The organism is Streptomyces sp. GESEQ-35, assembly GCF_017948485.1.
Classification (GTDB): Bacteria; Actinomycetota; Actinomycetes; order Streptomycetales; family Streptomycetaceae; genus Streptomyces.
Genome location: NZ_JAFFSX010000023.1, coordinates 23,654 through 36,258 on the forward strand (window position 1 = coordinate 23,654; position 12,605 = coordinate 36,258).

The window sequence follows — 12,605 nt, forward strand, 5'->3', positions numbered from 1 at the left end:
CAGAGTCTGCGAACCCCCGGCCGCCTCAGAAGCCGAGGATCTTCCACACCTGACCGCCCGGCGTCTTCCCCTGCCCCAGATCCGTGCCGTCCCGGTCGGCGACCGACCAGGCCGAGACATAGACCTTGCCGTCGTACGGGTCGACGGCCACGCCCGCCGGGAACGGCACCTTCATGCTCGTCCGTTTGGCGCCCGAGACCTTGGTCACCTTGCCCGCGAAGAGCTGGCTGACGTACAGGTCGCCCTTGGTGTTGAAGGCGAGGCCGGAGATCGAGCCGAAGCCGGACTTCCAGCCGAGGATCTTGCCGGTCCAGGGGTCGACCCGCCACACGCGCGCGGTGGGTTTCTCGGTCTCGCCGTTCAACTCGCCGACGTAGAGCTTGCCGTCGGGGCCGAGCGCCAGGGAGGTCGGGACGGACTGGTTCTTGTCGTGGTCCGGGAAGACGGTGAAGGGACGGGCCTTGCCCGACCGCGAGACCTCGATGAGGTCGTTGCCGGCGGCGTCGGCGACGATCTTGCGGCCGTCGGGGAGTGCGAGGACGGCGTACGGGTTGGACTCCACGGACGCCTTGTGCGGGTTGTACTTCAGTTCCACAGCTGTGATGTCCGCGGCGGTCTTCGCCTTGCCGTGCGTGATCTTCAGCAGCTTGCCGAGCTTGTTCCAGGGCGGGGTCGTGGGGACTCCGGCCTCCGGCGGGGCGAAGGTCTCGACGGCCCAGACCTTGCCGTGCAGCGCGGAGACGCCGTCCACACCGGTCGCGAAGCCGCCGTCCGGGGCGGCGCCCGAGGGGAGCCCCTGCACCACCCTGTAGTGCCTCCACGCGCCCCCGGCCCAGTAGATCTTGGTGACGGCCGAGGTGAGACCGACGCAGGTCTCGCCCTCCGGCCCCTCCCCGATGCACTTCTTGCCGCCGCGGCCGGCTTCGGCGACGTACAGGTTTCCGTGGTCGTACGACAGCTGGCGTGGATTGTCGAGGCCGGTCGCGATCACCCGGACGACCGGTTTGCCGCCGGTCCGGCCGTCGTGTCCGGCGCCGGCGCTCGCGGGGGCGATGCCCGCGGTGGCGGTGAGTGTGACTCCGGTGGCGATGACGAGTGCGGTGCGTTTCCTCATGGCCGTACTCCCTCTCAGCCGCCACGGCTCCCGACCGTGGCTGGCTGGAAGCTATCGCCCTGAAGCGGGTGGACGCCGTCACTCCGGACAATTTATGAACAAGTCACCGCAGACCATTCCGAATTGACCACGGCGCGCGACGTCCTGGGCTAAGGTCACGAAAATGTATCGGGCATATCGCCCATCAACCTTCACAGGGGCCACACGAGTTGGCTAGCGTTCCTCCAGGCCGCACGACCTCCACCGGCGAACGTCGCCGGACCGCACGGCCTCCGCCTAATCCGGCGCGTCCCCCTGGGCAGACCGGAGCCGGGGACCCACCGACCTTGGGGTGAATCGACCGGACTTCCCTTCGGGGAACGGTCGTAGGGCAACCCTTCCGAACCACCCGCCCGAACCCGACAGCTAACTCGGTAGGCGGACCATGGAAGGAGTCGCCTCCCTTGGCGTCGCACCGCAAGTCGCGTCCTTCGGGTACGCGCGTAGCAGGCATACGGACCCCCGCCCTGGCAACGGCGGCCCTCACCTCCGTGGCCCTGCTGTCCCAGACGGCCAACGCCGCTCCCTCGACCGACGACAAGCCGAGCCTCGAAGAGGTCGAGAAGAAGGTCGACGACCTGTACCGCCAGGCCGAGTCGGCGACCGAGAAGTACAACTCGGCGAAAGAGAAGACCACCAAGCAGCGCAAGCAGGTCGACACTCTCCTCGACGACGTCGCCCAGCGCACCCAGAAACTCAACGAGGCGCGCGAGGAGCTCGGTTCCTTCGCCGCGGCCCAGTACCGGACCGGCGCCTCCGCCCCGGACACCGCGACCTTCCTGCTGGCGGACACCCCGCAGGACTACTTCGACCAGAGCCAGCTGATGAGCCGGATGACCGGCCGTCAGAAGGAGGCGGTCGACGAATTCGTCACGCAGCAGTCCGCGACGATGGACAAGCGCCGCGAGGCCACCGCGAGCCTCGACACGCTCAATGAGTCGCAGGGCGAACTGAAGACGGCGAAGACGACCGTCCAGCAGAAGCTGGCCGATGCGCGCGTGCTGCTGTCGGAGCTGACCGCCGAGGAGAAGGCGCGGCTCGCGGCGATCGAGAAGGAGAAGCAGCAGGAGGCCGCGCGCAAGGCCGCGGAACTCGCGAAGCAGCAGGCCGCGGCGGAGGCGGCGGCCCAGGAGGCGGCGCAGCAGGAGAGCGGCTCGAGTGCGTCGGACTCCTCCGACACCTCCGACACCTCCGCGACCGACTCCTCGTACGCCGCCAAGGCCGAGAAGGTCCTCGCCTTCGCCCGCTCCCAGGTCGGCAAGCCGTACGTCTGGGGCGCCACCGGCCCCGACTCCTACGACTGCTCCGGCCTCACCCAGGGCGCCTGGAACGCCGCCGGCATCTCCCTCCCGCGCACCACCTGGGACCAGGTGAACGCCGGCACGACGGTCTCCCTCTCCGCCGCCCAGCCGGGCGACCTGGTCTTCTTCTACGACGACATCAGCCACGTCGGCATCTACATCGGCAACGGGATGATGATCCACGCGCCGAAGCCGGGGGCTTATGTGCGCGAGGAGTCGATCTACTACGACGGTGAGTCGTCGATCCACAGTGTGGTGCGGCCGGCCTGAGAGGTCGTGGCAGGGGGCGTGAGCTGAAGCGTGCGCGTTGTAGGGGTGCACGCCGGTAGCTCGCGCCCCTGTCCTGCGCCCGCGCGGAATTCCGTGCGCACGCGCGCGTGCCCCGCTCGCACGACGCGCGCCGCTCCTTAGCATCGGGCGTATGCCCCGTCCCTCTCCCCTCCGCGCCTGGTGGGCGCAGCGCCGGCCGGCCGCCGGTGCTGCCGTCATGGCGACCGGCATCGTGTCGGTCGGTCTGCATCTGACGGGGTACGAGGTCCTGTCCCGTATTGCTCTCGCCGTGGCCTGCGCGCTCTGGCTGGGGCTGGCCGCGGACTTCGCCGTACGGCTGCTGCGGGAGCGGGAACGGTCGGTGGCCGAGGCGGGCACACCGGGCGCGCTCACCGCCGTGGCCGCGACGACGGTCCTCGGCACCCGTTTCTCCGCCCTGGGTTGGCAGACGCTCGCCGAGGCACTGCTCGCCCTGTCCGCCGTGCTGTGGCCGGGGCTGCTCGTCACCGTCGTACTGCACTGGCGGCGGCGTATGCCGGGCGCGGTGTTCCTCGGCTGTGTGGCCACGCAGGGGCTCGCGGTGCTGGGCGCCACACTGGCCGCTGCCGAGGGGACGGCCTGGCTCGCGCGTGCGGCCATGGTGCTGTTCTGGCTGGGGCTGGTGCTGTACGGCGTCGCGCTGGCCTGCTTCGACCTGTGGCAGGTGACCGAAGGGGCCGGTGACCAGTGGGTGGCCGGCGGGGCGCTCGCCATCTCGGCGCTCGCCGGGTCGAAACTCGTCGCCGCCGACAGCGCGACCCTGTACCTCTGGAACGACGACGACACCGACGTCCTGCGCTTCATGACCGCCGTGCTGCTCGTGCTCGACCTGGCCTGGTACGCCCTCCTGCTCGTCGCCGAATGCACCCAACCCCGGCTGCGCTACGACGTGCGGCGCTGGTCGACCGTGTTCCCGATGGGGATGACGGCGGCGGCGACGCTCTCGGTGTCCTCCGCCCTCGATGTGCCGTGGCTGGACGGGCTGGGTGAGGTGCTGCTGTGGATCGCGGTGGCGGCCTGGCTCGCGGTCGCCGTGGGCATGGTCGCGGCCGCACGGGCCGCCGTCACGTCCGCCGCCGCGGCTCAGGACGTCAGGTCCACAGCACCGCGATGAAGATGTTCGCCGTGGTCAGCAGTCCGACCAGGCCGAACAGCGGCTTCTCCACCGTCTCGTCGTCGCGCTTCACATAGACGAGGCCGAGGATCACGACCAGCAGCGCCAGCTTCACGCCGATCTTGATGTTGTTGACGGACTGATCGTCGGCCTGGTTGAGGCCGACCAGGATCGCGCCGGTGACCAGCATCGTCAGCGCGCCGTGCAGCATCGCCGGGACGAAGCGGGCGGTGCCCTGGCCCATCGCCTTCATCTGGGTGAGAAAGCCGCCGAGCAGCGAGGCGATGCCGACGATGTGCAGGCCGACGAAGAGATGGATGACTACGTCCATGACGCCGGAGCCTAATCAGAGGCAGATGGACACATGACACCGGCCCGGCTCGGCGCGAGGGGTTGCATATATGCGGCCCATAGCAGCCCGTCACTCCCGGGCGTCCCGGAATCCTCACTTCGGTCAGCACACTGCGTGAAGTCGACGGCCCCGTAACGGGATCACGGTCACATACGGTCACCGCGCGATCCGCTCGCGCCAGTTCCGCGCAATGCGTTACCAGTCCGACACATCCGGGTTTAGCGTCCTCCCCCAGGTGACCGGCTCCCCACCGCCGCCCGGGCCAGGGGCGGCAGTCGATCACCACCGCCAGAAGGTCCGGCGGCGGCCTGCTCCCCCTGTGCGGGCCGCCGCCGGACGCGCAACCGCTCACGCCCCCACGGCAGCGGCGGGTCGTACGAAAGGACGTGCAGGTCCACGTGGCAGCGCACCGCAAGCCCCGACAACGTTCGGCCGGAGGCACTTCGGTCCGTACGGCCGCCACGATCGCCCTGGCGGGCGCGGCGACCGCGACCGGCCTCGACGGGACCGGACACGCGGAGCCGAATCTGACGCCCGCGCAGGTCAAGGCGAAGGTGGACCAGCTGTACCAGGAGGCGGAGGTCGCCACCGAGAAGTACAACGGCGCGAAGGAGCAGGCGGAGGCAGCCGAACAGCGGCTGGGGACCCTGCGGGACGAGGCGGCGCGCAAGACGGAGAGGCTCAACTCCGAACGGGACGCCCTGGGTTCGATGGCGGCCGCGCACTACCGCGACGGCGGCCTCGACCCCGCGCTCCAACTCGCCCTCTCCGAAGATCCCGACGGATACCTCCAGGGCGCCGAGTTCGCCGAACGTGCGGGCAGCCACCAGGCCGCGTCCGTCGACCGGGTACGCAAACAGCTGCGCGAGATCGAGCAGTTGCGCGGCGCCGCGCACATCGAGCTGACCTCGCTCTCGTCTCGGCAGGCGGAGCTGGAGCGGCACAAGAAGACGATCACCGGCAAGCTGGACTCGGCCCGGCGTCTGCTGTCCCGGCTGACGGCCGAGGAACGGGCCCGGCTCGGGCAGGACACGGACCGCGCCTCACGTGCGGGTGCGCGGGACGGCCTGACGGGATCGGTGACGGCACCCAACTCCCGTGCGGCCGCCGCCGTTGCGTACGCCTACCAGAAACTCGGCAGCCCCTATGTGTGGGGCGCGACCGGCCCGGACGCCTTCGACTGCTCGGGCCTCATGCAGGCGGCGTACCGCTCCGCGGGCATCTCTCTGCCCCGTACGACGTACGCCCAGATCGACGCCGGCCGTCGCGTCTCCCACGGCGAACTCCTCCCCGGCGACCTGGTGTTCTTCTACTCCGGGATCAGTCACGTCGGCCTCTACGTCGGCAACGGGATGATGATCCACGCCCCGAACCCCTCGGCTCCGGTGCGGCTGGCGCCGATCAGCGAGATGCCGTTTGCGGGGGCGACGCGGGTGGCGTGAAGGTACCCTCCGGGGCACCAGTGGGCATGGGCATGCTCAGGGCAACGCGGTAGCGTCTGCGAAACGCTTCGTAGGTAGCGTCTGCGAAACGCTGCGTACGACGTCCCGTGCCCCTGAGAAGGTGTCGATGCCCGGCTCTCCACTGCCACCGCCACCCCCACCGCCGCACACCAGGATGTGGCCGGACCGTGCGGCCCTGCTGGCCGACCGGGGGCGCGCGCTGGAGGAGCTGCACCGGTGCAGCATCGGGGTGCACCGGGTACTGCTGCTGTGGCTGCTGGCGCTCGCCGCGATCATCGGGTGGGCGCTGCTGGTGATACCGCTACAGCAGATCGAGGAGCGGGATCCGCTCGGCTTCGTCCTCGGCCCCCTCTTCGCGCTGCTCGGCCTCGCCGCCCTGGCGCCGTCCGTCTTCGCCGTCGCCCTCGCCATCCGGCGCGACCAACGGATACGGCAACTCCTCGACGCCTGGCTTCAGTTGGACAGCGACCCACCGACGGACATCGGCCTGCGCTCCCCCGGCCTCAGCCTCTTCTGGCTTCTCTCCTCCGTCGTGCTCTGCGCGATCGGCCTGTGGGAGTCGTTCACCTCGGCGGCCGGTGCGGAGCCGGGCCGGACGCGGCACAGCGACGTCGTCCTCGGCATGGGCATCGGCACGATCCTGTGGCTGACGGGCCTGATCGGTGTGGTGAAGGCGGTACGGCACTACCGCTGGGCCCTGCGGGTACTGGGCCCGTCACCGCGGCCCGGGCACCACTGACCGCAGCGGTCGTACGGTCGTACCGATTCGTCCGTCCTCAGACCAGCCGTCGTGCCGTAGCCCAACGAGTCAGCTCGTGCCGGTTCGACAGCTGGAGCTTGCGCAGCACCGCCGAGACATGCGACTCGACCGTCTTCACGGAGATGAACAACTGCTTGGCGATCTCCTTGTAGGCATACCCCCGGGCGATCAGGCGCAGGACCTCGCGCTCCCGCTGGGTGAGGCGGTCGAGGTCCTCGTCGACCGGCGGGGCGTCGGTGGAGGCGAAGGCGTCGAGGACGAAGCCAGCCAGGCGGGGGGAGAAGACGGCGTCCCCCTCCTGGACGCGGAAGACGGAGTTGACGAGGTCCGTGCCGGTGATGGTCTTGGTGACGTAGCCGCGCGCACCGCCGCGGATCACGCCGATCACATCCTCCGCCGCGTCCGAGACGGACAGCGCGAGGAAGCGGACGGGCTGTTCGGTGTCCGCCATCAACGGGGCGCAGCGGCGCAGCACTTCGACCCCGCCGCCGCCCGGAAGGTGGACGTCGAGGAGGACGACCTCGGGCCGGGTCGCGGTGATGACCGTGACCGCCTGGTCGACGTCCGCGGCCTCGCCGACGACTTCGACTCCGGTCTCGTCGGTCCGGCCGATCTCGGCCTGTACGCCCGTACGGAACATACGGTGGTCGTCGACGAGGACCACGCGCGCATGCCGCTCGGCCGCGCTCCCGCCGGTCGACTCCACGGGTTCGTTCGCCTCGGTCGGGTCGCTCATCACGTCTTCTCCGCCCTCTCCATCTCCAGCTCGACCTCCGTGCCACCGTCCGGCACCGCACGCAGCCGCGCCGAGCCGCCGTGGCGCTCCATGCGGCCGATGATCGATTCTCTGACACCCATGCGGTCGGCGGGTATCGAGTCGAGATCGAAGCCAGGTCCGCGGTCCCGGACGGACACGAAGACCTTGTTCCCCTCGACCTCGGCAAAGACCTGGACGGCGCCGCCCTCGCCACCGTACTTGGCGGCGTTCACCATCGCCTCGCGTCCGGCCTGCATTTGCGCGCCTATTCTCTCGTCGAGCTCGCAGTCGCCGACCACGACGACCTCTATGGGGACGCCGTGCTTGTCCTCGACCTCGGCTGCGTTGCGCCGCACGGCGTCGGCGAGGGTGGTCGGCTCGTCCGCCTCGTCCTTGCCGGTGCCCTCGGGTTTGTAGAGCCAGGTGCGCAGGTCGCGCTCCTGGGCGCGGGCGAGGCGGCGCACCTCGCTCGCGTTCTCCGCGTTGCGCTGGATCAGGGTCAGGGTGTGCAGCACCGAGTCGTGGACGTGGGCGGCGACTTCGGCGCGCTCCTGGGCGCGGATGCGCATCAGGCGCTCCTCGGACAGGTCCTGGGTCATGCGCACGAGGTAGGGACCGGCGAGGAGCGTTATCCCGACGAGGACCGCGAGAGCCGCCTGGAGGACCGAGCCGAGGTGGGCGGCGGAGCCCTGGAGGACGAAGATGCCGGAGACGCCCGTCGTGACCAGCAGCACGCCGGCCACGGCCCGCAGCAGGGTGAGCGTGCGCTTGCGGCGGCCGACCTCGACCCAGCGGGCCCGGCGCGAGTTGTCCGCCTGGCGCCAGACGAGGGCGACGCCCGCGCCGACGAGCACGGCCGGCACCAGATACGCCTGGGCGCCGCTGCCCAGATTCACACTGCCGACGAAGACCGTGGCCACGACGACCATGAGGAGCAGGGCGACGATCTGCCCTTTGTCCGGCTTGCGGGCGACGAGTCTGCGGCGGCCGTCCGGCGAGGTCTCGGTGCCGACGAGGGAGGGCGGCCGCTGCGCCTCGACACCGCCGACGCCGAGCGGCACGAAGAACCAGAACGCGGCATAGAGCAGAGCGCCGAGGCCGTCCGCCATGAACAGGCCGACGAAGACGAGCCGCACCCAGATCACGGGCAGCCCGAGGTGCCCGGCGAGCCCCCGCGCCACGCCCCCCAGCCAGCGTCCGTCACTGCTGCGATAGAGCTTGCGCGGCGGCCGCGGTTCGACGAGTGGCGCTGTTGCGGCGTCCGGCATGCCATCGATGTTCACACGCCCGGCTGGCCCAGGCATCAGGGTCGACCCCCGAGACTCCCCTGATCTTCGAAACCCGTCCCCGTCGAACGCTTCCCCGGCCCCGGCTCAGGGCGGATATCAGGGTCCGGCCAGGGTCGTTCCGACTCCCGCCACGGCACTGCGCCCGTCACCATGGACTCATGACAGATCACCAGCACGCCGCGACGGGTCCGGGACCCGGCTCCGGCCCGCGCCCCACTCCGGGCGCCGGGCCGCAGGAGGCCGCGCCCGCCGCGGATGCGGCAGGCACCCCGGAGGAGGAGCCTCGCGCGTACGAGAAGGGAACAGCGCAGGCGCCCGGGGCCACCCCGGCGGCCGGGGCGAGCGGCCCGACCGCCGCAGCCGGAGCGGACGGCACGGCCGATGTGCCCGAAGCCGGTGGTCCGGCCACCGCGACCGGATCAAGCGGGCCGACCGCCACAGCCGAACCCGGAGCCACAGCCGCAGCCGCAGCCGCAGCCGACGGTCCTGCCCCCGCGACCGGCGTAAGCGATGAGGCGCCCCCGGCCGACGTGCCGGGCTCCGGGAATGTGCCGGGCTCCGCCGATGCACCCGGCCCCGCCCATACACCCGGCCCCACCGACGCCCCCGCCCCCGCCGATGTACCCGGCCCGCCCCACCGATTCCGGCGCGACCGGCGGCACAAGATGCTTGCCGGAGTGTGTTCCGGGCTCGGGCGGCAGTGCGACATGGACCCGGTGATCTTCCGGATCACCCTCGCGGTGCTCTCCGCGACCGGCGGCCTCGGCCTCCTCTTCTACGGCTTCGCCTGGCTCTTCGTCCCGTACGACGACGAGGACCAGAACGAGGTGCGCAAGCTGCTGACCGGCCGCGTCGACGGCCAGGCGCTGACGGCCGTGCTGTTCGCGCTGGTCGGCTCCGGGGTGTTCCTGACCCTGCTGAACAACGGCGGAGTACTGGCCTTCGCCGTCGTCCTCTCCCTGCTCCTCGCGGGCGCCGGTTACTGGTCCCGGCACCGAACCACCCCCGACCCCGACCCCCTGGCCGCCCAGGCCGTGGCGGACGCCCCGCCGGAGGCCCAGGCCCCGCCCGTCCCCGCCGCCTACTCCTCCTGGTGGCGCGACCCCATCGTCAAGGACGGCACGCACGAGGGCGGCACCGGCTATCTCTGGGGCCCGAGGGACTCCCGCGCCCGCGACATCGCGGCGGCCGTCAACATCGGCCTCGGCCCACCCGGCAGCCCCGACGACCTACGCCGCCGCACGCCCGCACAGGCACCGCGCCCGCGCGGCGGCCCCCGCTGGATCGGCGGCTGGGTCTTCGTGTTGGCCCTCGTCGCCGGAGGCCTTGGCACCCGCCTCACCTGGGACGAACACCCGCTGGGCAGCAGCCTCCAGACCGGGCTGTCCTGCGCACTCATAGTCCTCGGCACAGGCATCGCCGTCAGCGCGTTCCTGGGACGCACGGGAACGGGCTCGATCTTCCTCGCGGTCATCACGGCGGCCCTGCTCGCCGCGTCGGCCGCCATACCGAAGGACATCAGCACGCAGTGGATGCGCGAGACCTGGCGCCCCACCGCGGTGGCGGACGTACCGGAGCAGTACGAGCTGGGCACCGGCGTCGGCACGCTCGACCTGACCAGAGTCCCCCTCACCAAGGGACAGACACTGGACACGGGGGCCGATGTCGGCGTGGGCCGGCTGAAGGTGATCGTGCCCAAGGACGTGACCGTGAAGATGACCATCGACGTAGGCGTGGGCGACATCCAGCTGCCGGGCGACGAGCAACGGGACGTGGACGTGGAACCGGGACGACACAAGGAACTGACGCTGGCACCCCCCTCGGGCACCAAGAGCACCGGCACACTCGACCTCGACCTCCGGGTCGGCGTGGGACAAGCGGAGGTGAGCCGTGCTGCGTCATGAAGTCCAGCCCGGGAGGCTGATCGCGGGCGCGTTCCTGGCCCTCGCGGGCGTCATCTACGCGGGCGACGCCGGCGGCGCCTGGGACACGCCGTGGTTCGTGGTGATCCCGGTCGTCACGGTCGGCCTCTGTCTGGCAGCGACGGCGGCCATCCTGACGCGCGGCATACGCCGCCGACGGCGACACCGCACGCCCGGTCCGACACCGGCCCGGCCGGACGCGCCGAGCTGAAGACCCACAACTACCGATAACCCCCGGCCCGCTGTCGCCGTCGGGCCCGCAACGCGGCATCCAAGGACAGAAGGGGAGCACCCGCGAGGACGAGGGGCAGCCAGGCCATCAGGTAGGCGAGGTCGTTGCCGTAGTAGTACGGCTCGGTCGCCCAGCTCACGGTCAGCCACAGACTGAGGGAAATGAGCGCGCCGCCCAGAGCCGCGATACGGGCGAGCAGGCCGATCAGTGTCCCGATACCGACGGCCAGCTCACCGAAGGCGATGGCGTAGCCGAAGCCGACGGGGTTCTTCAGTGCCAGGTCGACCAGGTCCGGGATCGCCGCCGAGTCACGCACCGTACGCATCAGGTCGCCGATCGAGCCGGAACCGGAGTCCTTCAGAAAGGCGCTGTCGGTGAGTTTGTCCAGGCCCGCGTAGATGAAGGTGACGCCCAGGAAGACGCGGAGGGGGAGCAGGGCGTAGCGGGTGGCGGTGTCCCGCCAGTTGCCGCCACCGTCGAGATAGGGAGAGTGCGTATCCGTACGAATGCCGTGAGTCATCGGTCGTAGCCGCCTCTCGCCCGCATGTGACGTGACCCCTCAAAAGACCATACGCACGAAGAGGCTGAGCCGCTCAACCCCGTCCGGACCAGTTTTCCCGACTTGGTCCGGCTTCTGAGGCAGGTGGGCCGCTCAGTCCGTCACATCGATCGCGTACCGGTTCGTCTCCACGCCCGCAGCGGTCACCACCTGTACCTCCGCCCGGCCCGGCTCCACATCCGCCGGCACCGGCACCGTCAGCACCGCGTCCGTGGGATTGCTGAAGCCCCCGCTCACCGGCACCAACGGCACATGCACATGCACCGCACCGATCCGGACGACCATCCGCGACAGCCGAGCCGCACCCTGCGCCCCCGGCGGCACGAACCCGGCCCCCCGGATCTCGATGTCGTCACCGGTGCGGATGGGCCCGTCCAGATCTCCGGCCTCCCGAGACCGCACCACCGACAGAATCACCGGCTTGCCCCCCTCCGCGTACTTCCCGGCCACATAGGTCGCCGCCGAGACCAGCACCACCACCGCCAACCCCCATGGCAGATCGGGCAACTGATCCGGCCGCCGCGCCAACCGCACCGCCGCGAACAGCAACGCGACCCCGCTGATCACGACGTACTGAATGTCGGCGAACGCACCCCGCCCCGAGTCGTCCGTCAGCAGATCAGCCGCTCGGGGCCGATCCGCCTGCACCTTCTGGAGCCGCTGCCCCAGCACCCGCACGCCGACAACCCGCCGTACCAGCACCGCGATCGCGCACGCCACGGCGAGCACCGTCACGACCCCCGCGCCCCGGGCGAGTTCGAGTCCGGCGATCACCGCGTCACGCTCCTCGTGTCCGGAGGCCGCCGCCAGACGACCGGCCAGCACCAGCACCGCGTACGCCAAGAACAGCACCCACGCCCCGGCCACCGCACGGGACGTGGACAGCCGGTTGTCGTCACCGATGACCGGCGCGAGCGCACCACCGCGCGCCCGGTGGAACCACGACGCCGTCGTCAGCGCCCCGGCCACGACCAGCGCGGCGAGCAACCCGGCGGTCCGAGCGGCCGTCCAGCCGGCGCCGATCGCGGTGAGCGCCTGTGCAAGGAGCAGCAGCACGACCAGCACCCACACGGCACAGGCCGTACGCCACCACAGGCGTACGAGCCAGGCCTCGCCCTCGGCACGGCCGCGTTCGGCGACGAGTTCCGCGGACTGGGTCAACTCCTCGGAGACCCACTGGCGGGAGGCCGAGGCGGAGTGGGCCACGGCTGCGGGCAGACCGTGCCCCGCCGCGAACTCGTCCCGCTTCAGCAGGAATTCGGCGACGGCACGCCGATGCCCCGCACGGGCCCCGTGCGGACAGTCCCCGCACGTGCAGCCCCCCTCGTGCCCGCCTGTACGTCCGCCCACGTCAGCGCCCCCACCCTGCCTCGCCTCCTGCACTGCCATGACCG

Annotated in this window: 12 protein-coding genes and 1 riboswitch; of the genes, 6 read left to right on the plus strand and 6 right to left on the minus strand. The window is 71.0% G+C overall.

The features are described from left to right. Positions 1-25 precede the first annotated feature (25 nt). Entirely contained in the window at positions 26-1,114 is a 1,089-nt protein-coding gene (locus KCH87_RS34360; RefSeq protein WP_210591448.1) for a ScyD/ScyE family protein, read from the minus strand. Between the two features lie 263 nt (positions 1,115-1,377). Further along, positions 1,378-1,550: riboswitch (cyclic di-AMP (ydaO/yuaA leader) on the plus strand. 7 nt (positions 1,551-1,557) lie between these two features. Between KCH87_RS34360 and KCH87_RS34365 the strand changes: the two genes are divergently transcribed. Continuing rightward, on the plus strand, positions 1,558-2,724 hold the full coding sequence (locus KCH87_RS34365) for a C40 family peptidase (protein ID WP_210591449.1): 1,167 nt from the start codon (positions 1,558-1,560) through the stop codon (positions 2,722-2,724). A gap of 151 nt (positions 2,725-2,875) precedes the next feature. Continuing rightward, positions 2,876-3,877 (plus strand): tellurite resistance/C4-dicarboxylate transporter family protein, encoded by a 1,002-nt coding sequence (locus KCH87_RS34370; protein WP_210591451.1) that lies wholly within the window; start codon positions 2,876-2,878, stop codon positions 3,875-3,877. On the opposite strand, the gene KCH87_RS34375 is transcribed toward KCH87_RS34370, so the two are convergent. After that, a complete protein-coding gene (locus KCH87_RS34375) occupies positions 3,855-4,208 on the minus strand; it encodes a hypothetical protein (RefSeq protein WP_210591453.1) in 354 nt (117 codons plus the stop codon). The two genes, KCH87_RS34370 and KCH87_RS34375, sit on opposite strands and share 23 nt — an antisense overlap. A 419-nt stretch (positions 4,209-4,627) precedes the next feature. On the opposite strand from KCH87_RS34375, the gene KCH87_RS34380 reads away from it, so the two are divergent. Both KCH87_RS34380 and KCH87_RS34385 read left to right on the plus strand, forming a co-directional pair. Further along, positions 4,628-5,671 (plus strand): C40 family peptidase, encoded by a 1,044-nt coding sequence (locus KCH87_RS34380; protein WP_210591455.1) that lies wholly within the window; start codon positions 4,628-4,630, stop codon positions 5,669-5,671. Between the two features lie 127 nt (positions 5,672-5,798). Then, the gene (locus tag KCH87_RS34385; protein WP_210591457.1) at positions 5,799-6,431 is read left to right on the plus strand and encodes a hypothetical protein; all 633 of its coding nucleotides are present in this window, start codon (positions 5,799-5,801) and stop codon (positions 6,429-6,431) included. 37 nt (positions 6,432-6,468) lie between these two features. Here KCH87_RS34385 and KCH87_RS34390 read toward each other — a convergent pair whose 3' ends face one another. Both KCH87_RS34390 and KCH87_RS34395 read right to left on the minus strand, forming a co-directional pair. Beyond that, complete coding sequence (locus KCH87_RS34390; RefSeq protein WP_210591460.1) at positions 6,469-7,188, minus strand: response regulator transcription factor; 720 nt, start codon at positions 7,186-7,188, stop codon at positions 6,469-6,471. After that, positions 7,188-8,513 (minus strand): ATP-binding protein, encoded by a 1,326-nt coding sequence (locus KCH87_RS34395; protein WP_210591463.1) that lies wholly within the window; start codon positions 8,511-8,513, stop codon positions 7,188-7,190. The genes KCH87_RS34390 and KCH87_RS34395 overlap by 1 nt, the downstream gene beginning before the upstream one ends. Before the next feature lie 143 nt (positions 8,514-8,656). On the opposite strand from KCH87_RS34395, the gene KCH87_RS34400 reads away from it, so the two are divergent. Both KCH87_RS34400 and KCH87_RS34405 read left to right on the plus strand, forming a co-directional pair. Then, a complete protein-coding gene (locus KCH87_RS34400) occupies positions 8,657-10,402 on the plus strand; it encodes a PspC domain-containing protein (protein ID WP_247197253.1) in 1,746 nt (581 codons plus the stop codon). Next, complete coding sequence (locus KCH87_RS34405; RefSeq protein WP_210591465.1) at positions 10,389-10,631, plus strand: hypothetical protein; 243 nt, start codon at positions 10,389-10,391, stop codon at positions 10,629-10,631. The genes KCH87_RS34400 and KCH87_RS34405 overlap by 14 nt, the downstream gene beginning before the upstream one ends. A gap of 10 nt (positions 10,632-10,641) precedes the next feature. Here the strand turns inward: KCH87_RS34405 and KCH87_RS34410 are convergent, their stop codons facing one another. Both KCH87_RS34410 and KCH87_RS34415 read right to left on the minus strand, forming a co-directional pair. Further along, the gene (locus tag KCH87_RS34410; protein ID WP_210591468.1) at positions 10,642-11,172 is read right to left on the minus strand and encodes a DoxX family protein; all 531 of its coding nucleotides are present in this window, start codon (positions 11,170-11,172) and stop codon (positions 10,642-10,644) included. A gap of 132 nt (positions 11,173-11,304) precedes the next feature. Further along, positions 11,305-12,600: a hypothetical protein gene (locus KCH87_RS34415; RefSeq protein WP_210591471.1), complete on the minus strand. Its 1,296-nt coding sequence runs from the start codon at positions 12,598-12,600 to the stop codon at positions 11,305-11,307. Positions 12,601-12,605 lie beyond the last annotated feature (5 nt).

Coding starts and splice junctions, on each gene's coding strand:
- KCH87_RS34360 (WP_210591448.1), bottom strand. CDS start 1,114: ATGAGGAAACGCACCGCACTCGTCATCGCCACCGGAGTCACACTCACC.
- KCH87_RS34370 (WP_210591451.1), top strand. CDS start 2,876: ATGCCCCGTCCCTCTCCCCTCCGCGCCTGGTGGGCGCAGCGCCGGCCG.
- KCH87_RS34375 (WP_210591453.1), bottom strand. CDS start 4,208: ATGGACGTAGTCATCCATCTCTTCGTCGGCCTGCACATCGTCGGCATC.
- KCH87_RS34385 (WP_210591457.1), top strand. CDS start 5,799: ATGCCCGGCTCTCCACTGCCACCGCCACCCCCACCGCCGCACACCAGG.
- KCH87_RS34390 (WP_210591460.1), bottom strand. CDS start 7,188: ATGAGCGACCCGACCGAGGCGAACGAACCCGTGGAGTCGACCGGCGGG.
- KCH87_RS34395 (WP_210591463.1), bottom strand. CDS start 8,513: ATGCCTGGGCCAGCCGGGCGTGTGAACATCGATGGCATGCCGGACGCC.
- KCH87_RS34400 (WP_247197253.1), top strand. CDS start 8,657: ATGACAGATCACCAGCACGCCGCGACGGGTCCGGGACCCGGCTCCGGC.
- KCH87_RS34410 (WP_210591468.1), bottom strand. CDS start 11,172: ATGACTCACGGCATTCGTACGGATACGCACTCTCCCTATCTCGACGGT.
- KCH87_RS34415 (WP_210591471.1), bottom strand. CDS start 12,600: ATGGCAGTGCAGGAGGCGAGGCAGGGTGGGGGCGCTGACGTGGGCGGA.